At 41.6% G+C, this 25,130-nt stretch carries 21 protein-coding genes; 8 read left to right on the top strand and 13 right to left on the bottom strand.

Annotated elements, in window-relative coordinates; genetic code table 11:
* The first annotated feature begins 199 nt into the window (after positions 1–199).
* Entirely contained in the window at positions 200–2,770 is a 2,571-nt protein-coding gene (locus OQE68_RS23940) for a hypothetical protein (RefSeq protein ID WP_219339980.1), read from the top strand.
* Positions 2,771–2,883: 113 nt separating this feature from the next.
* Here OQE68_RS23940 and OQE68_RS23935 read toward each other — a convergent pair whose 3' ends face one another.
* Positions 2,884–3,447: a dirigent protein gene (locus tag OQE68_RS23935; protein WP_180567874.1), complete on the bottom strand. Its 564-nt coding sequence runs from the start codon at positions 3,445–3,447 to the stop codon at positions 2,884–2,886.
* Positions 3,448–3,783: 336 nt separating this feature from the next.
* On the opposite strand from OQE68_RS23935, the gene lodA reads away from it, so the two are divergent.
* The 3 genes from lodA to OQE68_RS23920 are packed head-to-tail and all read left to right on the top strand — an operon-like array spanning position 3,784 to position 7,560.
* Positions 3,784–5,934: a CTQ-dependent lysine 6-oxidase LodA gene (gene lodA, locus OQE68_RS23930; protein WP_180567875.1), complete on the top strand. Its 2,151-nt coding sequence runs from the start codon at positions 3,784–3,786 to the stop codon at positions 5,932–5,934.
* Between the two features lie 6 nt (positions 5,935–5,940).
* Positions 5,941–7,068, top strand: a complete 1,128-nt coding sequence (gene lodB, locus OQE68_RS23925; RefSeq protein WP_180567876.1) for a lysine-epsilon-oxidase maturase LodB — start codon at positions 5,941–5,943, stop codon at positions 7,066–7,068.
* 51 nt (positions 7,069–7,119) lie between these two features.
* On the top strand, positions 7,120–7,560 hold the full coding sequence (locus tag OQE68_RS23920; RefSeq protein ID WP_180567877.1) for a DUF3592 domain-containing protein: 441 nt from the start codon (positions 7,120–7,122) through the stop codon (positions 7,558–7,560).
* On the opposite strand, the gene OQE68_RS23915 is transcribed toward OQE68_RS23920, so the two are convergent.
* The gene (locus tag OQE68_RS23915; protein WP_180567878.1) at positions 7,553–8,503 is read right to left on the bottom strand and encodes a hypothetical protein; all 951 of its coding nucleotides are present in this window, start codon (positions 8,501–8,503) and stop codon (positions 7,553–7,555) included. The two genes, OQE68_RS23920 and OQE68_RS23915, sit on opposite strands and share 8 nt — an antisense overlap.
* A 139-nt stretch (positions 8,504–8,642) precedes the next feature.
* On the opposite strand from OQE68_RS23915, the gene OQE68_RS23910 reads away from it, so the two are divergent.
* Entirely contained in the window at positions 8,643–9,485 is an 843-nt protein-coding gene (locus tag OQE68_RS23910; RefSeq protein WP_180567879.1) for a formylglycine-generating enzyme family protein, read from the top strand.
* Between the two features lie 4 nt (positions 9,486–9,489).
* Here OQE68_RS23910 and OQE68_RS23905 read toward each other — a convergent pair whose 3' ends face one another.
* The 4 genes from OQE68_RS23905 to OQE68_RS23890 all read right to left on the bottom strand — a co-directional run bounded on the left by OQE68_RS23905 (position 9,490) and on the right by OQE68_RS23890 (position 13,802).
* On the bottom strand, positions 9,490–11,586 hold the full coding sequence (locus OQE68_RS23905; RefSeq protein ID WP_180567880.1) for a LysM peptidoglycan-binding domain-containing protein: 2,097 nt from the start codon (positions 11,584–11,586) through the stop codon (positions 9,490–9,492).
* Positions 11,587–11,592: 6 nt separating this feature from the next.
* Entirely contained in the window at positions 11,593–12,864 is a 1,272-nt protein-coding gene (locus OQE68_RS23900) for a DUF4123 domain-containing protein (RefSeq protein WP_180567881.1), read from the bottom strand.
* Between the two features lie 271 nt (positions 12,865–13,135).
* Positions 13,136–13,624, bottom strand: coding sequence for a hypothetical protein (locus OQE68_RS23895; RefSeq protein ID WP_180567882.1), 489 nt, complete (start codon positions 13,622–13,624; stop codon positions 13,136–13,138).
* A complete protein-coding gene (locus OQE68_RS23890) occupies positions 13,614–13,802 on the bottom strand; it encodes a hypothetical protein (RefSeq protein ID WP_180567883.1) in 189 nt (62 codons plus the stop codon). The genes OQE68_RS23895 and OQE68_RS23890 overlap by 11 nt, the downstream gene beginning before the upstream one ends.
* Before the next feature lie 199 nt (positions 13,803–14,001).
* On the opposite strand from OQE68_RS23890, the gene OQE68_RS23885 reads away from it, so the two are divergent.
* A complete protein-coding gene (locus tag OQE68_RS23885) occupies positions 14,002–14,340 on the top strand; it encodes a PilZ domain-containing protein (protein ID WP_180567884.1) in 339 nt (112 codons plus the stop codon).
* Positions 14,341–14,361: 21 nt separating this feature from the next.
* On the opposite strand, the gene OQE68_RS23880 is transcribed toward OQE68_RS23885, so the two are convergent.
* From OQE68_RS23880 to OQE68_RS23850, 7 genes are all read right to left on the bottom strand, one after another.
* Positions 14,362–15,534 carry an ABC transporter permease gene (locus OQE68_RS23880; protein ID WP_180567885.1) on the bottom strand — a complete coding sequence of 391 codons (1,173 nt, stop codon included), beginning with the start codon at positions 15,532–15,534 and terminating at the stop codon, positions 14,362–14,364.
* The gene (locus tag OQE68_RS23875; protein ID WP_180567886.1) at positions 15,531–16,529 is read right to left on the bottom strand and encodes an ABC transporter permease; all 999 of its coding nucleotides are present in this window, start codon (positions 16,527–16,529) and stop codon (positions 15,531–15,533) included. The genes OQE68_RS23880 and OQE68_RS23875 overlap by 4 nt, the downstream gene beginning before the upstream one ends.
* A gap of 2 nt (positions 16,530–16,531) precedes the next feature.
* Positions 16,532–18,388: an ABC transporter substrate-binding protein gene (locus OQE68_RS23870; RefSeq protein WP_255490820.1), complete on the bottom strand. Its 1,857-nt coding sequence runs from the start codon at positions 18,386–18,388 to the stop codon at positions 16,532–16,534.
* Entirely contained in the window at positions 18,378–20,294 is a 1,917-nt protein-coding gene (locus OQE68_RS23865) for an ABC transporter ATP-binding protein (RefSeq protein WP_255490821.1), read from the bottom strand. The genes OQE68_RS23870 and OQE68_RS23865 overlap by 11 nt, the downstream gene beginning before the upstream one ends.
* Positions 20,295–20,392: 98 nt before the next feature.
* On the bottom strand, positions 20,393–20,959 hold the full coding sequence (locus tag OQE68_RS23860) for a DUF1285 domain-containing protein (protein WP_180567888.1): 567 nt from the start codon (positions 20,957–20,959) through the stop codon (positions 20,393–20,395).
* Between the two features lie 118 nt (positions 20,960–21,077).
* Positions 21,078–21,623 carry a DUF4823 domain-containing protein gene (locus OQE68_RS23855; RefSeq protein ID WP_180567889.1) on the bottom strand — a complete coding sequence of 182 codons (546 nt, stop codon included), beginning with the start codon at positions 21,621–21,623 and terminating at the stop codon, positions 21,078–21,080.
* 155 nt (positions 21,624–21,778) lie between these two features.
* Positions 21,779–22,519, bottom strand: coding sequence for a TetR/AcrR family transcriptional regulator (locus OQE68_RS23850; RefSeq protein ID WP_180567890.1), 741 nt, complete (start codon positions 22,517–22,519; stop codon positions 21,779–21,781).
* A gap of 312 nt (positions 22,520–22,831) precedes the next feature.
* Between OQE68_RS23850 and OQE68_RS23845 the strand changes: the two genes are divergently transcribed.
* Both OQE68_RS23845 and OQE68_RS23840 read left to right on the top strand, forming a co-directional pair.
* Positions 22,832–23,962, top strand: coding sequence for an aminotransferase class V-fold PLP-dependent enzyme (locus OQE68_RS23845; protein ID WP_180567891.1), 1,131 nt, complete (start codon positions 22,832–22,834; stop codon positions 23,960–23,962).
* 43 nt (positions 23,963–24,005) lie between these two features.
* Positions 24,006–24,902: a C40 family peptidase gene (locus OQE68_RS23840; protein WP_180567892.1), complete on the top strand. Its 897-nt coding sequence runs from the start codon at positions 24,006–24,008 to the stop codon at positions 24,900–24,902.
* Positions 24,903–25,130: the final 228 nt, after the last annotated feature.

Raw genomic sequence — 25,130 nt, 5'->3', positions numbered from 1 at the left:
TTTAAACAATCAATTAATTAATTAATTAATCAGTTCACATCACCCACTCTATAAAAAATATCCTTACATACAGTGTGAAAGGCTTCATACGCTCCTCTTGTAAATAATCAGTTACTCACTTTTAATTATTAACCAACCCACTTTATTTTTATTTTCATTTCGTCAACCAGACAGTTTATTTAAAAAGGTCTTCATTCTAATGGCTATTTCCCATACCAGTGCTCATCAGCAGGATACTTATCAGACCAAAGCTGATAAGGCCTCCAATTCATTTTCTGAAGAAAACACCCAATACCTTAAACAATATAAAACCTCAAAAGGCTCACCTATTCAGCAAGCCATACGGGCAGTTGCTCCAAAGATTGCCCAACAAACTACGCATAATAAGCAATCCCAACCACACTTGAGCAACTTACATCATAAAGTGGTGGATATTTTTAGTAGTGCACTTGCTGATCCGCGATTTAAAAACCATCAGGAATATCAACAATCAGGACGTAATTTAAATAAATTAGTGGAGGATGTATTGTCAACTTCCATTGACTTCCCTGACAATACTCCAACCTATTGGTTAAAACTGAATAAACACGTTTTTGCGTTTAAATATTACATCGCTATTCATCCAAATGCCTCTAAGCAACAAGCTAAAACAGCAGCCATTGATATTTTAAATGGCAAAGTCGATGTCAATGCGCTTAACGAATATGGTATGAGAGGATTACTCTCAGAAGCCAGTCAACAGAGCTCTCTATTTGCCACCGATGCTTGGCAAAAAGGCTGGGTAAGTGATCGTTTTCGTAATACCCAGCAACGCTTGGACAGCTGGGTGAACTGGAGTCAAAAATCAACGATTGATACCCCACAAAAAGCACTAAATGCCGTATTACACCGCTATGGATTATCCATACCAGAGTCGTTTTATAATAACCTGACTAATCAGCCAGCAGCTGCTTTGGCCACATTAAATTTTACCCAACGCAAAGCACTTGATGAAGCCGCCTTACTATTTAATAACGCCAACTTTAATGAAACCATTAATCCTGACCAGACAACCCTTGATAGTTTAAAAAACCTTCGTGCTAATTTTATTAATGCATTAAAAAACGAACATGGTTTTTATCCTGTCAATCATGGAGTTGAACATCAATGGGAAGAAGTGGGACAGCCTTTTGATCTCCACCGAACAGCCTTACTTTCAGTAGCTCGACAGCTTTATAAAGAGCAGTATGGGGAAGCAGAAACACTTAAGTTAGATAAGAGTAACTTTACAAGTAATGCACTTGCTGAAACAGGCAAGGTATTAGAAAGCCTGTCTCCTTTCAGTGTTTTCATGGGCCACCCATTCAAAAAAATTGCAGATAAAATTGAATATCATCCCAATGAGCAATACGAAAAAATACTCAATAACTTTAACCAAGCAGTGGCTGAGTGGAAGCCTTCCTTTAATGCTGAAGGAGCAATTACTAGCAAACCACACCCTTACGCAAGAGTAGCTAGCTATTATAAACAGCTACTTCACCAAACAGCTCAAAAACTCGAGAATGGCAAATTTGACTTCTTACAATCTTTACCCAACGGTCAGGCTCATATTAATGAACTAAAAGCTGAAATTAACAACCACATAACCGCTCTTGATAGTTCGTCAAATAATGCAAAGAGCTTAACCTTACTTGGAGAAACACTAGTAAAACTATCAAAAGCAAAAAATACAGCAGAAGCTGAACAAATTCTGCAAGAAGCAAGATCAGATGATGACTTTGGCATTAAAAACACAGCAGGCCGAATTGCAGCAAACTTCGGTATAAACCTCATTACCCTGGGAGGTTATAATTTAGGACAGAGTATACAGGATTTTAATCAAGTAAAACCTTTTTTAAATCATTGGAAAAATGAATTATCCGAACGTAATAGAGATACTTTCTGGCCACAGTTTTACTTAAACAATCAAATTGGCAATATTGTTGATGCGGCCGCTAGTGTGGCTGCAATAATTGCTTCCTTAGGCGTAGGTGCTGTTGCAGCCCCAGAAATCGCCGCTGGTGAAGCAGCTGGGTCAGCGGCATTTGAAAGTATCGCTTTAGAGTCAGCAGAATTTGGCAGTAGTGAACTGTTAACAGAAGGAGAAACTATTGGTGAAGGGCTTGCAACAGAAGCAGAAACCGCTTTTACCCACTCCCCTGAAACTGCTACAGCGGAAATCCATGAGCTGCCTGTAAATACGGCTACTGAAGAAACGACTTCAGCTTCCCGATTTGATAGTGGCTCACAAACAATAAACAGCCGTGGTGAAGTTGCTTCTGAAACCACCCCATCAGGCACAAACCAGCCTGTTAATCAGCCAGCAACTACCAATGAAGCATCAACCCAATTAGGCGTTAAAGACGCCGCGCGAATTGCTGACCGCCACAATTTAATTCATCCAGTAGAGCAACCAGAATTATGGGCTAAATCGGTTACTCGACAGCGCGTCAGTGACTTATTTAGATTTAACCCTAACAGAGCTGATAACCTAACACCTTTTACCAAACACTGGCAACAAATCCAACAGGAAGTTAATAGAGCTGTCAATGGGTATTCAAATATAGCAACAGAGGAAGGTAAGTCAGCCTTTCGTGACATTGCAACTGCCATTGTAAAAGCAGCGAGACATGCTCAATTTGATTTTCCAGAGCATACCTTAAAGTTTACCAATGATATGCCCTGGTTAAAAATTGCGAGAGTTAATGGCAATTTGGTCATTCGATCAGGTCAACAGTTAATTAAGCCTTAAAACAAGCAATAAGCCTCCCTATTAATAATAGGGAGGCTTATTGAAACTTATGCAAATTACAACGATATAGGTCTACAGTCTTTTAGGGGCATGCCCCTTTTTAAATACATCCACTATGGGCAGCGTAACTGGTTTTTGTCTTTATGATCCATTGAATAAATTAAAACTTGTTTAAAGCGTTTATTTTGAGGCTCAGGCGTGCTGCATAACACCCCCTTAATGCCATAAAAATCTCCCGTGCCACCTATAATTGTAAGCTCTGACAAACCTTTATCAGACTCTCGCCCCGCAACCTGTATACTCCCTTTTTGTCCTTTTCCAGCGTGACTAAAAACAAGGCTCCATTGACACTGGCCATAGTTATTGTTGGGGTCATCTGGTAGTAAAGGATGATCAGTGCCACTAAAATCAGGCATGCCTGGGTCTGTTCGAATACAGAAGCCTGCATTACGACCTACAATGTCTTTGCCATTTTCTCCCAGCAAAATTTGGTCAAAAACAAAAATGTCACCAGGAGAGTCTAGCCGGTCCTCTGTATCGGCATTTTGTCGGATATTGCCTGGCGTAAGTCCGGTGCTCTCACGAATATCCGCATAAGTCTTCATTCGATTAACGTCAGCATAACTGTGAACAGATAACCCTAAAATACAAGCAGAAAACAGGTATTTTTTTATCATTGCATCAACCTCCTGGCCATAACAAGCATCTTCTTAAGCAGCGAGTGGATCATGCGTAAAATTACTTAGTATTGCTTGGAAAGGAACCAGCCTTAACTTCATAAGCCGTATTTTAAAGGCCCCAGCCTTACCATTTAATACACTGATAGGTTCAACCTCCCACTGAGTCAAACATACAACGGTAATGTTGTACAACAATTGGGGCATTTACCCTCAATTGGCAGCTACTTGAGTAACTATCTATACTCTTGGCAATTGATTTTTAGGCATCAAGAAGCATGCACCTAAATTGATATTGTATGGATTGGCAAAAAATCTCTAGGGAAGGAACCTATTATGACATTATCTATACACCCTTCGGTGGGTGTTGCTCGCCTGGGTAACAGCGAGGCAAATGATTTTTGTGTTGGCCCCACCGCTATTGGTGGTTTGCCTTATGATGTAGATACTAATTATCAACCCACCGGTCCGGTGACTTCTTTTAAAGATGAATGCGGTAGAATTCGTCGCCAAGGCCAAGTGTTTAAGTTATATGATCATGGGATAGAAATTACCCTAGATTCGCCCAATGTGGCTAACATTGAGTGGACAGTCCATTTGGCCAACAAAAAAGCCGCCTGGTACCAATACAGTGAGTTAAAAGGTAATTTATTATATGGCGCTGATAACAGCTATAGCAACCAACATGTTCCCTTCCGTAACCCCAATGTTGCTGATGCCGATCGCCAGTCGTTAATTATCGACCCCGGCCCTCGGACTGTCTCTGGTCGGTTGCAAAGCATTGAGTTTGATGAAGCATCGGTCCCCCCTTCTTATCTTCACCCTTCATTTCCAACATATGCCAATGGCAGTGGCCCAGAAAATGGCACCGCAGTCACCAGTTTAGGCACTTTAAAAACGGATAACCAAGGGCGCTTAATTGTATTAGGCGGCTATGGAAATGCGGGTGGCGATGAACCATTAACTAGCTACGGCGGATCAGATAGCTGGCATGATGATATCGCTGATGGCAGTGTATTTTGTACCATTACATACAATGACTCGACACCGAGTCAAACCTTAAGTGCTTGGGTAATTGTTGGCTCACCAGATTTCGCGCCAGAGATTGTTAATATTTCCACATTAAACGATACGATGTTTGATGTGGGGGTTAGAGAAAAAAATCTACTGCCAGATATGTACAGCAATGGTGGTTATAACAGTAGCTATCAAGCCAATTATCAACGAGATATTGAGCCAATTATTAAGCGTATTCGTGCCTATCAATGGGTAGCCAATGTTCAGTCAATGACCGGCTTTTTTGCAAACGATTTTGATTTTGCCGATAACAGTGAGGCAAATAAACCCAATCGCGAAAAATATTACAACTACTTCCGCCAGTTGGACCCTAAAGTGGGCAATACTGAAAGGCCTCAAGAACAGCTGTATAGCGAGGCAAATGGCGGGCAAATTCCCATGATGCCGCTTAACTCAGGCAGTAATTCGGTGAGCAATGACACCATCGAAAAATTCTTAGCACTGGATGCCACCCAAATGTTCCTGCTTGGACAGTGGGCCGACGGTAAATTTGATGACGACCCTAGCTTTACTCCTTACCCAGTGAATCCTTTGGATGAAGCCAGCATTGGTAATTGTGTTGGCTTGCCCATGTGCCCAGGTATTGAGGTTACCTGGAGCTTACAAAACCCAACTATTTATGCTGCGCCCTATACCATTGCTCAGGAACAAGGTTTAAATGGTTACGATAATACCGGCCTTACTCCCTCACGAGATGAGTGTGAAGGTGGCGGTTGCCAGCCCGGTGATCTGACCAAACGAATGGCCTGTCCATGGCAAGCAGACTTCTTCCAGTGTACAATTCAATACGTTAATTTCACTGACACTACAGTCAATAAAGCCGATAAAGAAGTACAAATAGTGACGGTTAAAAAAGAATCCTGGTCACTGGATGGCAGGCCCTTAGGCGAAACACAACAGTTAAACTTAACCGAAACTGAGCAAACCTCCCAACCCCTAGCTCCAAGCTATTACAGCTATTGGTGGCCACCACAAAGCCCATGGGATGTGCTGAGCGGTGAAAATACCCAACAAGGGCAGTCAGCCAATCATTTACCTGCTGGACAACAGATTAATTACGCTCGGGGGATTAATAGTTTTACCCAAATGGTGGAGCATTGGTCAGCATTAGCATTTATTCGCGACAATAATGCGGCGAACCCAGGTTATGCCTACTTCACCGAAACAGAGCGCAATAACGAGCTATTCAGTTACAAAGAAGTGGGTATAGGTCAACTGACGGGTAACAGTGCAGATAATGAAACCACTATTCCGATATTTTTCATTGATGATGACAGTGTTAGCTTAAGTCAAAAAGGCACTAAAGGTAAGCGTATGGCCCGTTACTTTGAAGAGCGTGCATTTAAGCGCGTTAAAATTGCTGATGGTGGTTTGGGGTCGCCTCGTAGTGGTACAAGAGCACGGCGCTAGATGTATATGACCACATTTTATGTTGATGTTGTTATTGTAGGTGCCGGGCCAGCCGGCGCCACCTGTGGTATAAGCTATTTGCACCATGGTGGTGACAGAGTATTAGTCATCGATAGTAGTGACCTGCAGCAGGTTAGGGTGGGTGAACATGTGTCCCCTAGCCTGCTGGATATACTGGGTTATTTGCATATGGATACTGATGCCCTTAAGCAAGAATGCTTTCACCCAAACTATGGTAAAACTAGCTATTGGGGTAGCCATTTAGCTAGCCTGCATGACAGCCTTTTTACGACAGTAGGTACCACGTTTAATGTGGATCGGGATGCTTTTGACCTAGCCTTATTAAAAACGCTGATTGATCGAGGTGGTAATGTGTTACCCCGCTGCTCAAAATTGAGTGTGAATCAAACCGAAAATAACGGCTGGCACCTTATTGCACATCATGCGTCACAGGGAAAAATTCATGTGATGGCAAACTACTTAATAGACGCCACTGGTCGTAGTGCAGTTATCAGTCGTCAGCTAGGTATTGAGCGGAAAAAACTAGATCGGCTCGTGGCAGTTGGGTGCTTTTTAGAAACGGATCAAACAACCCAGCCTATGGAACAGGTGTTGGAAACCTGTGAGCAAGGCTGGTGGTATAGCGCCGCATTAACACCCCAACAAACAGTACTCACTTGGTTTTCTGATGCTGATCTTGTTAGCCAATATCAGTGGCAAAAACCAAACAACTGGTGTCGGCTATTGGGCCAGGCACCACAATTATGTAAACGCTTGAAGGATGCAACAGCCAAACGGCTGTGGGTGCGTCCAGCTAATAGCCAAATAAGCATTAATCGGCAACCAGAGTATTTTATAGCGGTTGGCGATGCAGCCGCCGCTTTTGATCCAGTATCATCTATGGGGCTTGGATTTGCAGTCAGCTCTGGCTGTTTTGCCGGCAAAGCCTTAATGGCCAGTCAACAAAATACAAATAGCCTAGCGTTCGACACCTACCGGGACGATGTGCAACGCAATTTTATCCATTACTGTCATTTAAAATCTGAAGTATACAAACGTGAAAAACGCTGGCCAACATCGGCGTTTTGGTCACGACGACACACGCTTAAGGACACCTCTACTAATTATTTATAGCGTCTTAATTTAAATGTAATTAAGCAACCTGTTGAAAGAGTTATTATTTACATGACAATTAACTTTGAAAAAGTATTAGGTATTGTCTTGACCATAGTAGGGCTTGTCTGCGTTGCAGGTTGCTTCTACGTTTACCAATACTCAACCTGGTTGTATTTTAGTGGCAAAAAAACCATGGGTATCGTAGTAGACTACGATAAATTAAATCGTGGGCATCGTTATGAAGAATCTGACATCTATTACCCGATAATTGAATACACCACTAATAGAGGGGTAGCCATCAAGGCGATCAATAAAACAGGATCCAGTGAAACACCCTACCGAGTAGGGTCTAAGGTAGAAATTTACTATGCCCCCTATAACCCTCAGGAAGTTGTTATTTATTCATTTATAGACCTATTTTTACCGATCATCGGTTTGGCAATCGGTGCGTTCTTAGGAGGAGGTTTTGGCCTACTTTATCTATTAGCACGTGATAAGCCTTCTAAATAAAAAAGATGTATTTACCCTGGAACTTAGCAATAGACACTTCCATGTTAAATCGTTGGCTACCCCCTTCTGGCCGGCTGACTAAGAAGTCTCTGGGTTGGTCAGATGGCGTAAGATGCTTATTGATGTCTAGTGTGTAGTCTGGAACTATAAATATACTGTAAACCTTGTTATTAAAGTAAGGTTTTACCACAAATTCTTTATCCTCAAAGACCGACTTTTCTAGGCCATTCTTAATAAAAGTTTCTTGAATGGTACGTGCAAGTCGGCCAAAGTCTTTTTCAAATTCTTGACTATATGCTTGGGCGTAGATCTTTCCCCTCACATAGAACACATTCATTAAGGCATCGTGATTTTTATCATTAATTATTTGCACAACCTGCTTTGCAAAGCTGATGGCCTCTTGTTCAGTGAGTGGACTGAGTTGGGCGAGCCAAGGCGATAGATCAAAACCGTCGTATTTAAAATTAAGCCGGAAATGGTATGTATCTTTACCTGAAGCCTTTTCTAAGTCTTTAATAGAAACTACTTTTTCAGTATGGTTTTTTACTTGCCCCTGATGCTTGCTAAATATTTTAATACTAAGGTTATTTGCTAAAAAAGTAGGTAAAGGGCCATTAGGGACTAGTAAGAAATCGATTTGGTTTTCCCCTTTCACCAAGAACTCATTGAATGACAAACGCATACCAAATCCAGTGTCTTCTATTGTAGCTAGTCGGGTAAAAAACAAGCCATTGACTATAACGTCAACTACTGAGTATCCAGAAGAAAGTTGTAAGAATAAGTGATGATTCATTGTAGATGTTGAGTCCTCTATGTCACTCAAGTTGAAAGGTGGTAGCAATTTTATATAAGCCTGATAGCCAACATACGCTATTCCCAGAACTAAACATACCGAAAATAAACCTAGTGCTATTGAACGACGAATTCTATAGTGTAAACTCATACTATCATTGCCAGCCTAAACAGCTTGTAGATAGAACCTAAATTCAGCTCCGCTTGATACCAAGGTTAGCAAGTTATTCTATAATTAAAATGTTTAGTATGTAGTCCATCATTAATCAACAAAGCAACATTAACAGCTTATGCGTAATTCAATAGTTCCTTTTCTGTTGTTGTGTATTATTTTGTTGAATATTTCTGGTTGCTCAGATGACTTATCCCCAGAAGAACTGGAAAAACGTACTAACGAGCTGTTAGCTAGAACTAAGGAGAATATGCTGCTGGTTCAAGGGGGCTCCTTTATTATGGGCAACCAACCTGCTAACTATAAAAAAGAAAACCCCCATAAAACCCATAATGCCTTAGAGCATAAAGTAACATTGAGTGATTACTATATCAGTAAATATGAAACCACACTGGAAGATTATCAGTTTTTCGCTAAGGTAACCAATCATTTCATAGACGAGGCCATTGATGGTGAGTTTGTGGGACTTTCACCTAAATCTCCTGTTAATTACGTGACATGGGAAGATGCTAATGCCTATTGCCAATGGTTAGCCAACATGAGTGGTGAGCCCTACCGGCTGCCGACGGAAGCTGAATGGGAATATGCGGCACGTAGTCGGGGACAAGATGTACAATATGCTACTGATGATAATACATTACAGCCTGGGATGAATACGGCACCTAATGAATACCAACAATATGCTGCACCTATAGACACTTACCCACCCAACCCACTGGGGGTATATGGTATGGAAACAGGATATGCTGAATGGGTCAGCGATTGGTATAGCACTGATTATTTTTTTAACTCACCAGAAAAAGACCCAAAAGGCCCTCAGTCTGGTGAAGAAAAAGTATTTAGGGGGGCTCGTGTCAATAGAAATATAAGTTTTAAATATCTGTATACGAGAAAAGGTATGAACCCTTCCACCCGCGAACAGAGTTTTATTGGATTTCGTTGTGCTAAAGATGTTAAATAGTCTTTTACTTCTTACGTTCTATATAACCAGCCCGTGGATATCTCCCTGCTACTCTATCAGAGTTTTTTAAAGCCTGGTCTTCATAGTTTACTAATATGTCTAAGTACTTGCCTCTTACATATTTATCAAAATCTTTTTTAGCCACATAATCCCACTCCCAATCTCGTTCACCCATTACCTCTAAATCCTCATTTACTTTCATGGCTAATAATTTAATGGTTTCTTCGTCAGGCTTCATATAAGGATTTTTAATTATTGGATCTACTAAAGCATCAATAATATTCTCCATTTTCATATCAGTCACAATTTCCTTATCAAATATACCATACCACCCACCTTTTTTAATTTGTACTTTTGAGACCTCAATATTAAAACCATCAGTTAATGCATCCTCAAATATTTTACGTATTTTATGCTCTTCAACAAAAGGTGGAATATATTTTTGCTCTTTCCCAGGAAAATAAAAATCAAATACTTGATAGGGTTTTACAAAATTTTGTTCCCAGTCATACTCAAATGAGCCACCACCTTTGCCGGATGAAAGCATAATCTTCATCTTGCCTGTAATACCTTTCCACTTCAAATCCCCTTTCACACTAAACCAAGGATCACCAGTAGGCGCAATACTGACTGTGGCTGGTAGCTCAAAACCTGAGTTTAATATAGCTTCAAACTTAACATTATCGCCTGCTTCAGCTCTGACTCCTAAATCAAATTCCAGTTTACCTATAAGAATAATGTCTTTTTTTACTGCACCAAGCGTTTCTGATGGTGCATCACACAGTACTTTACTACTACCTCCAATCTCACCTGTGACTTTAAAGAATATTTGTGCGCCTACATCATTGGTCACCCAAACCCCAATCCCAATTTCTAAAGCTATAGTAATAATTTTTACCGAGAAGGAAAATTCAAAGTAGGTATAAGCACGATGATCAGGGAGATACTCTTTTTCATGCCATTTGACAAGAAACCCACCCTCCATAAACCCATAAGTTAATGTAAAATAAACTCCCCATTTGGGTTTGCAATGAGCAAGCACAGCTTGAAATAATTCGGATATATTTTTCCCTGCTTCGAAGACTTTATAAAAAGCCATTACATCATCTAGCTTTAGTTGTTTATTATTGCACTTTAATGCAACGCCAACCGGGTAGCTCACACCAGGTTCAGCCTCGTGAGCTAATACTTCACCTGTCGTTAGGTTACGGTGTTGATTAATGCTATGAGTTGTACTGCCCTCCCGCTCATTAACATGGATAACCTCTTCTCTTGCTGTTGAAGCACGAGCACCACCATATCGACGTCTACCCATATCAAGAGACTCCCAAGCAGGGAAACCAATTGTCATCTCCCATACATCTGGGCAGTGTACTTTAATAATCACTTCCCCTAAACAAGCACCAGTCAACTTAAATTCTTTAATGGGACGGGTAAACTTTTCTGACAGGCCTTTCAGGGTTATTTGGTCTTCTGTTTTTAAGTCATCAGCGTAAGGCACTTCAATTTTAAAATGTTTGCCTCCATAACCAGCACTTTGCTTTTTTTGAGGTATTCCATCAAGATAAATAACATCTGGCGCATTGTCACCTTCTAGCCAAACGTGCACAACATCAAAATGATACTGTAAAGCATTTTCTTTTTTAGTGTCTGGCACAACAGAATAAGTCTTAGGCATTTTATCATACACCCTTGAGTTATGCTGACAGCCAATTCTTACCCTGCATTTTTTCTTACAAGGCATACAGTCTTCTTTAATGTTATTCGGAATTGACTCCTCCGACTTGACCAAATCAGGGTGGGTGTTTTTAATTTTCTGATTGGGCTCAGCTTTTGAAAGCTCAGGTGACTGGGGCGTTGAGGGTATCTGCTCGGGTACTTCATTGACTTTGGCAATTTTAGGTAATCCACCATCATCTGAGGGCTCAAAAACAACAGGCTTATCTGGAATAAGGATAGGCCTCCCCATGGGAAGAAAATCAGGTTTTTCTATGTGCGGGTTGGCCGTCAGAATATCATCAACAGTCGTATCATATTTGGCCGCTATAGCATCCAGTGTATCCCCAAATCGAATGGTGTAAAATTGTGGTGGTGTCGTCATGATGAATTAATCCCTTTCAGGAGTAGACGCTTGTTCTGTTGGACTGGTGAGCTCATTATAAAAATGGCGCAAGGTTTGCCGATAAACAGCATGGTCTGGTGAAAAATAATTAATCGTCATATAAAGCCGCTGTTGGTCAATCAGTTGATTCCCATAATATTGATAGGTTGCCCACATTGCCTGAAAAGCAGCCAGTTGTTGTACTTTAATTTGCCGATAAGCTTGCATGAATATAAGTTTGGCTGTTTGGTGTTCTTCCTTGAATGGGTCAATAGGGTGTCGTTGGTCAGGCATATGCTGGTAGACAACATCATAGGCTAAACAGCGTATTGGGTTGATAGGGTTATTAGGATGCTCATAAACCAGAGCCGCGTAGCTTTCCAGATTAGTAATTTTTTCAATTTCTGACCATTCAGAATTAAGCAAGATATAACTTTCCATCTGAGCGAAGTCTTCTTCTGGCAGCTGGTCGCCAAATTCTGTCATGACCTGGATCAGTTTAATAACATTCTCAGTTTCATCAATTTGGTAGATATTAGCTTTGTTTAGCCAATGTTCGATAAAGGCAGTTAATTGAGGGGCACTGGTTAAAGCAAAAGATTCGTTGTCTTCAATAAGACGCGCTGATATGGCTTTAACTAATTTAGCATGATGAATAGACTGCAAATATTGCCACTGTTGATCACTTAAGTGATACCAAGCCAGCTGATCAGGCATTGGGCCTTGCCAAAGACTTTCATTAACCCACAGACATCTGTCACTCAGCGCTTTAAAATCCTCACTGGGGTTTTCAATAATGAGCAATTGTTCGATAGGTCCTAATAGGCGCCGCCTTTCTGTTACATCACTGCCTTGCATCAAACGCAGCATCACTAATGACCGGTAATACAACAGGAGTAGTTCTCGGCCATCTGGTACCTGAGTATAAAGCAAGGTTTGGCAATAAGTACCTAACGTCTCCAGATTCTGCTGGGTAATAACCAAATACCAGCTATTTGTCGATTGCTCTTGTAGTAAATAACTCAAAAATTTTGACTGACTATTAACAGCCACTAAACAGGGTGTTAGTTTTAACACCCCTTCTAGCAGTGTATTTTTATAAATGGGGAAATAATCAGGGTCTCCTTCAATATCATAGATTTTACCAAGTAGGTTATCTATACTGGCCCCATCAGCCATCACGAAGCAATTTTTTCCCGCCTCAATTTGTTGGTCTATATACTCATAAATATTCATATGAATATTATAGATCACAATCGTCGTAAGCTTCAGTTTCATCAGCGTTATTTAATAAGTCGCTTTCTCCTCTCTTGTTGAATGTTTTTGGCAAACTAGTTGCACTATGGCATCAAGATTGTCCATAAGAAGTTATCCTGCACCATAAAATATAAACTATCCCCTCAAGGACAATTGGAATATCACCAAAGTCACAAGAATTTATTATGTGGGTGGAGACAACCGTTGAAGATTAAAGGCCATTTACTACTACTCAGCTATGGTTCTCATAGCTGAGTTTTCTGAGGCTTAAGTACTTATCGTGGTTTAACATTTATAAAGGGTTACAATCTTTTGGCGTATGCATCCCTATATAAAACCGGTTTCTAGCTGCCTCTAAATCGCTGATGGCTTTTTCAACATTGCCGTCTTCAATAAATTGACTAAAAATTCGAATGCCTTTATCCGCCATATTTTGTGGTGTATCTCGATCATAAAACTGAGCATACCCAACTGCCTGATCTAGTAGTTTTTTACCCTCTTTTAAAAAGTAGGTGTTTTTCGGTTTGGCCTTTCTATTAATAAGAATCATTGACAGTCCATCAGTCAGCGATTCTTGTACTTTTTTTGTTGCTAAAAAAGCCATGAATTTTTTCGCATATTTTTTATGTGCTGCCGCTTTGCTTAAGAAAAATATATCAGTTGGTGCATCTTCATAAATAGGCATATTTTTCGTCATCTCAGGAAACTTTATGAATCGAATATTTTTTTTAATATTGGGAGGAATTTTTCCAAACAAACTTTCAGCAAAGTTACCTATCAAGGTAAACGCTGTTTTCCACGCCCCCTGCTCTCGCTTTGCCTGAAGCAGTAATTAACCCCACACCTACTCTCAGTATTTCTGAAGCAAACAACAGACGGGGCTGACCACTACCAACCAATAGCAGTAAAGCCAAAGTAAATTGTAACAAGATAACTACACCATGCTTACTTACATTCATGGGTAACATTAGGTAATTGTTTGCAAAACGCTTATGTAAGCATAGCTTGTGTCATTAAAGCACAGCCTTTGCTTTAAACTTTATTATTGCATTATTCGAAATAATTTATAAAAAATCCATACACATAAACAATCATTCATTGCTATTGCAGATGGACCCACTTACTCTCTAAGAAACCTTCTCTTTTTTGGCTACTTCCATGAACATTGACCGCCGCATAAGCCCCCGCTATCCCCTTCAACAGCTGAACTGTGTAGGTATTCTCAAAAGCCATCGAGATACCAGCTATATCAAAATGTTGAATATTTCCCAAGAAGGCATATTAGTCCAGTCGTGCAAAAAAATGCTACCAGGGGAGATCTGCATTCTCTGTTTGTACACGATGAACTATGAAAATAAAGGCATGAGCATTTATGTACATGCTCAAGTGTGTCATACAGAATTAAAAGAGAATAACTATTTAATTGGTTTAGAGTTTACTTATATCCACTCTCCCAGTGAAAACTTCATATCCTACTTTCTTGATGATATCTGTTAGTATGCTTGCTTTAGGGTAACTTTAGTGCTTATAAGGATCAGCTGCATCTCTAATTCCATCACCAAAGAAATTAAATGCCAAGATAACTAGTATGACAGGGATAACTGGGATTAATAACCAAGGATATATCGCAACCACATTAACATTCTGCGCTTCACTTAACAGCACCCCCCAGCTGGTAATCGGAGGGCGTAAGCCCAAGCCTAAAAAGCTTAATGCAGTTTCCCCTAGAATCATGGTAGGTATGGATAACGTTGCAGAGGCAATTAAGTGACTAAAGAAAGCCGGCAATAAATGCCTTCTAACAATGCGCTGGGTTTTTGCTCCCATTAATTGGGCTGCCACTGTATAATCTTCTTCACGCAAGGCCAGAAGTTTAGAGCGCACGGCCCTGGCAAGCCCAGTCCAATCCATTAGCGCCAAAATTAAGGTAATCCCAAAAAACACCCACAGAGGACTCCAGGTAACGGGTAAAATGGCAGATAATGCCATCCATAACGGCAACTCCGGAAATGAGCGGATTATTTCAATACTCCGTTGCACCAGGTGGTCAATCCAGCCACCGTAATAGCCAGCCAAACTCCCAATCACAATCCCCATCAGCATACTTAACGTAATGCCCACCAAGCCAATGGTCATGGAAATTCTGGCACCATACACAATGCGAGAAAACATATCGCGACCGAGTCGGTCTGTCCCAAATAAAAATAAGGTCCCTTGCTCGGGGGCACAAAATAGATGGAAGTTGCTTTTAACAGCTCCCCAAAACTCATATTCATCCCCACTACAAAAAAAACGAATCGGCAATACCTGGGTTTTGTCTTCATGGTAGTCACGTTGCAGCAACTCCATATTCAACGTGTTATACCAGCGATAGACAAATGGGCCAACAAACTTGCCTTCATGAAAAAAATGCACTGGCTGAGGGGGCGAGTAAATATGGTCTGTATTCCTACTATGTAAATTGTAAGGGGCTAAAAACTCACAAATTAAAATGGAGGCATAAACAAAAATAATAAAAACCCCACTCACCATGGCCAACCGGTGTCTTTTAAACTTCCACCAGATCAACGCCCACTGTGATGCTAAGTAAAACTTCTCTTGCTCAGCCGCCACTTTGGTAATGGCATCAGGGTCATAGGGTTCAATCGAAACATAATGGGGATTGGCAGGATGCTCTGGTTGATGCCTCATTTAGTGGCCCCTCCCGTTAAGCGAATGCGGGGATCTAACGCAGCCAACGCTAAATCAGAGACGAGTACGCCAATGACGGTTAATACGGCTAAAAACATCAGAAACGAGCCAGCCAAATACATATCCTGGCTTTGTAATGCGCCTAATAACATTGGACCTGTGGTGGGCAATGACAGCACCAGCGCAACAATCTCTGCACCCGAGATAATACTTGGCAACATGCTACCGATATCAGCAATAAAAAAATTCAGTGATACCCGCAATGGGTATTTAATCAGCAGTTTTTTCTCTCCAAGTCCTTTGGCACGGCCTGTGACGACATAAGGCTTATTTAATTCATCCAGCAGATTGGCCCGCAAGCGTCGAATCATCCCCGCAGTCCCTGAAGTCCCAATCACAATCACAGGAATCCATAAATGCTCCAAAATGGATTTAAACTTATCCCAAGTCCAAGGTTTATTGACATACTGCTCATCCATTAAACCGCCTATAGAGACTCCAAAATAAACATTAGCCAAATATAACAATACCAACGCCAATAAAAAGTTAGGGGTCGCCAAACCAATAAAGCCAATTAACGTCAGGCCATAATCCCCCCAACTGTATTGATGGGTGGCTGAGTACATGCCTATAGGAAAAGCGATAATCCAGGTAAAAATAATGGTTAGCATTGATACCATGATGGTTAAATACATTCGATCCCCTACCACCTCCCTCACTGGCAGGTTATATTCAAAGGAATAACCTAAATCTCCCTCCAATAATCCTGTTACCCAGGTCCAGTATTGTTCAGGCATCGACTTATCAAGACCATACTCTTGCCTTAAATAAGCAATTTTTTGTTTATCAATCGACTCACCCTGGCTTTGCAACTCCGCCATGTAGCTTTCTAAAAAATCCCCTGGAGGTAATTGGATAATTGTGAATACAATAATACTGATGACAACGAGGGTTGGGATCATCATCAACATACGGTGAGCAATATAATTAAACATATTTACTCCCCTGCTTTAGTCTTTAACCAAAAAGTATCCATACGATACACGCCAAAATAAGCCCCAGGCTCCCAGCTAAACCAACCCTCCTTCGGCACATTCATTAGATTATTACTCACCACAAGTGGCTGTAATATTCCTGTGACGGTACCAATGGTATAAACCTGATCAGCATAAATAGACAGCATCTGCCGCCAGATATCAGACTTTTGTTGTATATTAGGCGCATGCATCCAGTTTCTATGTAAGTTAACCAGCTCTAACACTTCTGGCTGTTGAGGAGGCTTGCCTTGGCCTGTTTCATAATATTTACCCCACTGCGACCACTGATATTGTTCTTGTACACTGGGCGCTAATTGTTTGGGGTTCATTTCAGCGGTTGGTAGGGCATTATCCAGTCCTTCCCAGACAGCCATGATGGCTTCTCCAGAAAAAACCCGGTTGCGAAATACCTCCCGTTGAGAAGGACGGGTGAGTAATTTAATACCTATCGCTCGCCAATGATCGCGAATTAATTCCAAAATATCCGTTTGCTCAGTTGACTCACCAGGGGATTGCACAATAATTTCCATAGGTCGGCCATCAGGTAATAGGCGAATACCTAAATTATTGCGCTTAGTTAACCCCAATTCGTCCAACAGCTGATTGGCTAATTTAGGGTCATACTGGCACCAATTCTTAGTGAATTTTTTATCATAAAGAGGGCTTGCAGGTAATACCGTATTACCCCCTTCTATCGCTAGCCCATAATACACCACCTGATTTATTTCATGCCGGTTAATTGCCAAAGATAAGGCACGCCGAAACGGGGCTGATTGCATTAACTTACGCCACTCGGGGTCGTTCGCATTTAAATTAGGGTAAAGGGCAACCTGCGAGCCTCGTGCATTTTTCCAAAGAAAGACTTTATAGTTTCCTTGCTTTTCACCTGCTTTTAAAAAAGTGTAGTTATCTAGTCGAATATAACGGGCTTGTAATGTGGCATCACCTGCCCGGGCTTTGGCTGGAATCAAACTACTAGAAGCAATATTAATCACTACCTGATCAATATAAGGCAACTGCTGACCTTTTTCATCGACTCGGTGATAATTCGGATTCCGTTTAAAAACAAAGCGTTCTGAAGGTGGCTTGGTTGTATTCACCCATGGTTGTAATACCGGTAATTTCGGGTTGGTTAATTTATACTGTCTGGCTCGGGAGTGATGCAGTCCTGCCCAGTTTCGCTTACTGTATTTATCAACCAATAAAGCCAGCGTTTCTGCTTGCGTATAAGAAGCATGAAATTGCTTTAAATAGTGGGCCGGCACATAAATGAATAATGGTCTGGCACCTGCCAATGCGGGCAAAAAATAGGGGTTCGGCTCATCCCACCGATAACGCACGGTATGCTCATCAATTAAGGTAAATGTTGGCGGCTTCCCTTTTACCATTAATTGCTGTGGTGGACCAAAAGGGGACAGTTTTTTATTATTGGCAATATCCTCCCAATAATAGCGAAAATCTTCCGCAGTAAATAAGTGCCCGTCAGACCAACGATGGCCTTTACGAATAATTAACGTAAAACTGCGCCCGCCCTCTTCAACAATAATATCTTTCAATAAATCTGGTTTCAGCTCGAAATTACGGGTAAACCCAACTAATCTGGCATAGCCAAATACCGTCATCATTCGAATATCTTTGCTCTTTGCCATCAGTGTATAGAGCGTGCCCCCTTGTTTTCCAATGGTCTGATCAGGGGCCATCTTGGTCACTAATGGTTCTTCAGGTAAATCTGCCATTACTGCCTGAACACTGATTCCTCCCAGCAACCATACAACAAGGGCTAACGCAGTAAAAAAAGTATTAAGATTAATACTCATGGGGACACATCCTGACAAAATGGTCTTCTTCAATTTCAACCAGCTCATTAGGAATATGAGGTGATAAGGTGTAAGGGGCCGGCCAGAATTCTGGCTGAGACAACGCTGGCCCCAGCTTCTCAAACTCTCGTCGAGAACTTAAATCAGGTGCTAACACAGCTTCCATTAAGGTTTTGGTATAGGGATGATTAGGGTTGGCAAATAGCTTTTCGGTAGGTGCCTGCTCGACAATCTGGCCACGACACATCACCACAATGCGGTCAGCAATATAGTCTACAACAGCCAAATTATGGCTAATGAATAAATAGGTTAACCCTAATTCGTGCTGTAAGTCTTTTAATAAATTAAGAATTTGCGCTTGTACTGATACATCCAGAGCGGAAACAGGCTCATCTAAAATTAAGAAATCAGGGGCTAATGCTAAAGCCCGAGCAATGCTGATCCGCTGTCGCTGCCCACCGGAAAAACTATGAGGATAACGATTTAAAAAAGCAGGATCTAACCCTACTAACTTCATCAGTTCTTTTGCACAGTCGCGACGAGATCCTGGGTCACCAATATTATGAATAACTAAAGGTTCAGTTAATACATCTAAAATAGTCATACGCGGGCTTAGCGCACTGAATGGGTCTTGAAAAACCAATTGAATTTTAGTGCGAAATGCCCGCAAGGTTTCCTCATCCAAATTCAACAGAGAAATCATTTTACCTCGGTCATTGTAGCGAATGTCTCCATTGCTTGGAGATAAGGCGCGCATAATCATCTTACTGAGCGTGCTTTTACCACAGCCACTCTCACCGACCAGCCCTAAGCACTCCCCCACTTCAATTTTAAACGACACTTTGTGTACAGCTTGAATAATCTCTTGCTCAGACTGGCGTTTAAACCACTTACCTTTGTTTCGTTGTGAGAAGTTTTTACTCAACCGAACGACTTCTAGATGAGGGCCAATCAGCTTTTCTTCCGGCTGCCAGTGGGTAAAGTTTTTCTCAATATTTTCAGTGGATACCTGAATATCACGAATGGGGGTTAAACGTTCTTCCTTCGCTAACCCAAAACGAGGAATAGAGTGAAATAATGCTTTTAAGTAGGGATGCTGAGGGTCACTATAAATCGCTTCTACTGGTCCTCGTTCAACAACATGGCCGTGATACATCACCACCACTTCATCCGCCATATGAGCGACCACACCTAAATCATGGGTAATCAGTAATATTCCCATGTTTAATTCCCGCTGCAACCGTTGCATTAGCTTCAATATTTGCAACTGCACGGTAACATCTAACGCTGTAGTAGGCTCGTCAGCGATTAAAATAGCAGGGTGGCAAATTAATGCCATTGCAATCATGGCCCGCTGCCGTAAGCCACCCGATAACTCAAAGGGGTATAGGTGAAATGCCTGGTCAGCATTCCGAAACCCTACTAATGACAGCATATCTTTGGTCAGCTTCAGTCCTTGTTGCTTACTGATACGACGATGTAAAAACAAGGCTTCACTGACTTGATCGCCAATAGTATGCATGTTGGACATGGACACCATCGGTTCCTGAAAAATAATTGAAATTTGACTACCGCGCATATCCCTCATCATTTGCGAGTCTGGCGATAGTTTAGCGATATTGGTGGTGCTGACTAAAATACCAGGCTCGCGAAAAATAATGTCTCCTTTAGCAATTCGCGCATTTTTGGGCAAAATACCCAGGATGGCTTGAGCCGTAACCGATTTACCTGATCCCGACTCTCCCACCAATGCAACCGTACTGCCATGGCGCAAACTAAATGAGACACTTTTGACGGCTGTAAACACCCCACCTGGTAACTGAAATTCAACAGCCAGTTCTCTCACATCCAGTAATGGCAACTCTTCTAGCTGGTGATCTACTGCTTCAGTGTATGCACTTTCCAAGCTTTATTACCTTAATTCTTCTTATTGGGCCGTTTATAAGTTATGAATTATATTGTAGTTCACCATGAAACGAGTTCATGACAATTATTTAATGGATCTTAAGAGGCTAAGCCTAAACTAAAAAACTGGCCATGACTCCATAGACCTAAGTGGCAATTCCCCTCAATTTCATTGACGACAGCCTTAGCAACTAACTCATAAAATACATTACGATTAATCAGTGCTTCCAACTGGTCTCTCACCAAAATATAAGGCTTGGATTGTTCTGCTACGAAACGAACTTGTAATGGATGATCAGCACCTAACAACACTTTATCCCCTACATTGGTGGTAAATACCAGTTGCTGATGACGATTTTCCTCTGTTATCTCAACAGCAACAGCAATGAACGGAGCATCTTCTACAATGACTTTTAGCTTTTCCACTGGTGTGACCAAATAATAGTCTGCTTGTTCTTTTCGCAGCACAGTCGAAAACAGTCGTACTAGTTGTGGGCGATTAATTGGTGTACCATGAAAAAACCACTGTCCATTGCTTTTAATCACAATATCAATATCATCACAATGATTAGGTTGCCATTGGCTGACCGGAGGCAATGAAGGATGATTAATGGCTTGCTCAATACTTGCTGCAATGGCTGCAGGGTTAATATGTGCTTGACTCATATGAAGGCCAGTTTTTTTAGACAGCTTTTTGTACCGCTCTTGTTGCCTATTTAACCACAAAGCCTGTTTCTAAGTCATTGCAATCATGGTTTCTCAGTTAAAAATGCAACATCGATGGCTATTGAGGGGTTAAGCTATTGGCATAATCTTCAATCGGTTCTCGAAACAGTTGGTCGGGCTTGTCATTATAAAAGCTTAGCCAACCACTGTTACTTTGCAGCAGAATGGAGTCAACAATATATTCGGAGCTAATTTCTACTAATGTCAGCCTGGCAGAAACACGATCAGGCCCTACTCGTCGGATATCTTCAGAGTATTCAAACTCTACCCAATTGCCCACTTTATCATCAAAGAATAACAGTTGCGTATATAAAACAAACTGATAACGCTGATTTCGCGCGGTATTAAGTGCAGTTAATAGAGAAGGCTGTACACTAGGATAACGTTGTGTATAAGGAAAACGAGCAGTGAATACCTGGTAAACTTCATTAGTTAACGCCGCCTGATAGTTGACTTCGTCCGTCTTTAAACCGGGCCCAGAAACAACCAAGATGCGTGAATGACGAGGTAATACCCAATTGTTGTTATACCCTAGCTGACTGTTATCTACTAAACGCAAGTCAACAGCATAGCGATGCAATTCTTTGCCGATATCACTTGGCATGCAGGCAGTTAAATTTATCGTTAACAGCAACAAACAAAACGTGAGCCACTGTTGCCTCAAGGCTTTGATAAAGCTTAAAACGCTAATCAATCGTAGAATCATTGCTTGTATCTGTTTTTTTAATTCAACCAGATACAAGCAACAACCATACCCTACTAACCTGCGACTAGCACTTCATCTGCTTCGGTGACTTCAAGTTCGTTATTGTCGCTTGCTGTACTCGCTTGCTCCTCTTCCCTGGTCGCATAAGATTGCGGGCTTTCTTCTGGACGACTGTTTTTACTGTGCCCCCGTTTACCCATGCGCATACCAATATCCATCATAAACTGAAAAAAGCCATCCTTATCTTCTATTACATCTTGCCAAAACGCAGAGTGATACACAGCAACTGCCCCATGTACCAGCGCCCAAGCAGCACAATAATGAAAATAAGGTGGAACATTTTCCAGCAAATTATCATCAATTCGCGCTTTGATCAGCTCCGTTAAGCGAGCAATATTCGACGCACGAATTCGATGCAACTCACGAAATAGCTCTGGGTGTGGGTTACGACGCGTGAGCTTTTGCTCTAGACGATCAAATAAATAGTACTTTTCTGGATGCTTCATCCGATATTCGAAGTAGGCACGCGGCAAAGCTCCTCGGTCTGAAGACACTTCATCAGACTGAATTAGGCTAGCCAGCTCCTCTTCATAAATCAGCATCAGTCGTAAAAATATTTCCGCCTTTGAGCGAAAGTGACTGTACACTGTACCTTTACCAATACCAACGGTTTCAGCAATCATCTCAACAGTAACATTGTCTTCCCCCTTTTCTAAAAATAAAGCTAATGCAGTTTCCAGGATCTCATTTTCGCGACGTTTAAATTCGCGCTGTTTTCTTGTTATATCCGCCATACACCTGCACCGTAGGCAAATTTTTGATTGTAGTTAGACCCCTTATTCATACCATGTTGAATATTTTTGGCAAGCAATATCGCTTTGTCGCTACAGTAAATAATGAAAACTGGCGCAATAAGCGTGTCATATAACTCGTTAAAATATGTCACTTTCAAGCATCACTGCCTTCCCTTTAATGCCCATGAGTACTGAAAAAGCAGCCAGGATAACTACTTTCTCACACAGTTAATTCAACTTGTATCCTGTATTTGATTTAACTGTTGTATTAACATAAATTGACTGAAGTATATCGCTAATAACAGGTGGCTTATGAGTCAATGGCACGCTGAATTTCCCCTTAACCCTGAAATTTATTACCTTAATCATGCGGCTGTTGCACCCTGGCCAGCCCGAACAGCTCAAGCAGTCGAAGCATTTGCTCAAGAAAATATCCAGCAAGGTGCTAGTCAATACCCTAATTGGCTAGCAACTGAGCAACAATTAAAAAGCCGCTTGGCCACGCTCATTAATGCCACCGACTGGCAAGATATTGCGCTACTAAAAAATACCTCCGAAGCGTTATCAGTGGTGGCTTACGGTATCGCCTGGCAACCTGGCGATAATGTGGTGATTTCTGATCAAGAGTTTCCTTCCAACCGGATTGTCTGGGAGTCTCTGGCCAATCAAGGTGTTACTGTCAAACAAGTCGATATCTCCGGGAACCATCCAGAACAAGCATTGATTGAAGCTTGTGATCAGCATACCCGTTTGCTCTCCATTAGCTCAGTGCAATATGCCTCTGGCTTAAAGCTTGATTTGACCCAATTGGGCAATCACTGTCAGCAAGCAGGGATTTTATATTGTGTCGATGCTATTCAAAGTATTGGAGCAGTGCAGTTTGATGCCACTGCTATTAAAGCTGATTTTGTCATGGCTGATGGCCATAAATGGATGCTTGGACCTGAAGGGTTGGCCTTGTTTTACAGTACTCCCCAAGCCAGAGCTAAACTATCACTTAAACAATTTGGTTGGCATATGGTGGAAGATCAAGGCAACTACGACACCCTAGACTGGGAAATTGCTCAGTCAGCACGTCGATTTGAATGTGGCAGCCCCAATATGCTCGGTGCTTATGCATTGAATGCCAGTATCGGTTTATTGCTTGAGGTGGGGATGGCTAATGTGGAACAGCAACTGCTTGATAATATTATCTGGTTGCAACAACAACTTGCTCAACTCAATAACGTCCAAGTTATTAGTACCACTGAAACTAACCGCTACGCAGGTATTGTTACCTTTAGAGTGAACAGCCAGGAAATGGCTGCGCTGCATCGGCATCTAATGGATAAAGGAGTGATATGTGCTTACCGAGGTGGTGGTATTCGTCTCTCCCCTCACTTTTATACCAGCAAGCCGGTTTTAGAGGAGAGTTTACAAATCATTAAAGAAGCTATTGGCTAGATACTTGTTTAATTGCTAGAAGTCAGGTTGTTACAAAACACACATGCTAGGCAAAACCACTCGCCTTATCACTAAAGGGTTAACCCTCCAGCGTAAACAGCGCCGAGCGCCCATGTGTGATTTTGAGCGTATCCGTTATGAGCTTAAGCCTTGCGATATTATCCTGGTTGAAGGTCGTTCCCGTGTGAGTGAAGTGATTAAAGTCATCACCCAAAGCCCATGGTCTCACGCGGCTTTATATATTGGTCGCCTGCATGATATTGAAGATTCTGAGATTCGGGAGCAAGTAAAGCAACACTGTGATTGCAGCCCTGACAGTCAACTACTGGTAGAAAGTGAGTTGGGTATGGGCACCGTGATCAGACCCATCACTGTCTATGAGAAAGAACACCTGCGAATTTGTCGCCCGCGAGGGCTTAAGTACCAAGATGCCCAGCAAATTATCAACTATGCAATAAGTCGAGTTGGCGTAGAATATGATGTTAGACAAATTTTCGACCTAGCACGCTTTCTGTTCCCTTGGCGACTTCTCCCCCGCCGCTGGCGATCCTCCTTGTTTGCTAAGGGGGCTGGCCCCACCACCAAAACCGTTTGTTCTACAATGATTGCTGAAGCATTCAATAACGTGCAGTTTCCTATCTTACCATTAGTGAAAACCAATACAGCTGATGGCAGGGTTCAGTTATTCAGACGCAACCCCAAACTCTGCGCCCCCCGAGATTTCGACTATTCACCCTATTTCAAAATAATTAAATATCCCTTTATTGATTACAGCCACCACGCGAGTTATCGCTTATTACCCTGGCATGGCAACATACCATTGGATAATGAAGAAGCTGATTTATATTTAACACCAGGAGAGTCAGAAAATAGTCTCGTTGCCATTGCTGACAATGAAATTGCTCTGCCTCCTAAAAAACCCAAGGGAAATCCCCATTAAATCGCTAATGTGACAAAATAATGGCAGCAGCCCCTACATACTTAGCTCTCTGCTTATGCTAAATGAATTTAAAAATGCCTCAGTTTTCGCTGGAGGATTTACCAGCATCATCAATACTTAAAATTACTGATTGAGACTTAATCCCCCTAAAGTCACAATCAGTCTAGGTCAATCTGACCTCGGTACGTAGGATTGTGTACCTTTGTTTCACTCCTAATGGTCTTAACC

It is taken from the genome of Spartinivicinus marinus (genome assembly GCF_026309355.1).
GTDB classification, from domain to species: Bacteria; Pseudomonadota; Gammaproteobacteria; order Pseudomonadales; family Zooshikellaceae; genus Spartinivicinus; species Spartinivicinus marinus.
The sequence above is the reverse complement of the archived record's forward strand: the minus strand, read 5'-3'. Positions and strand labels throughout refer to the sequence as shown.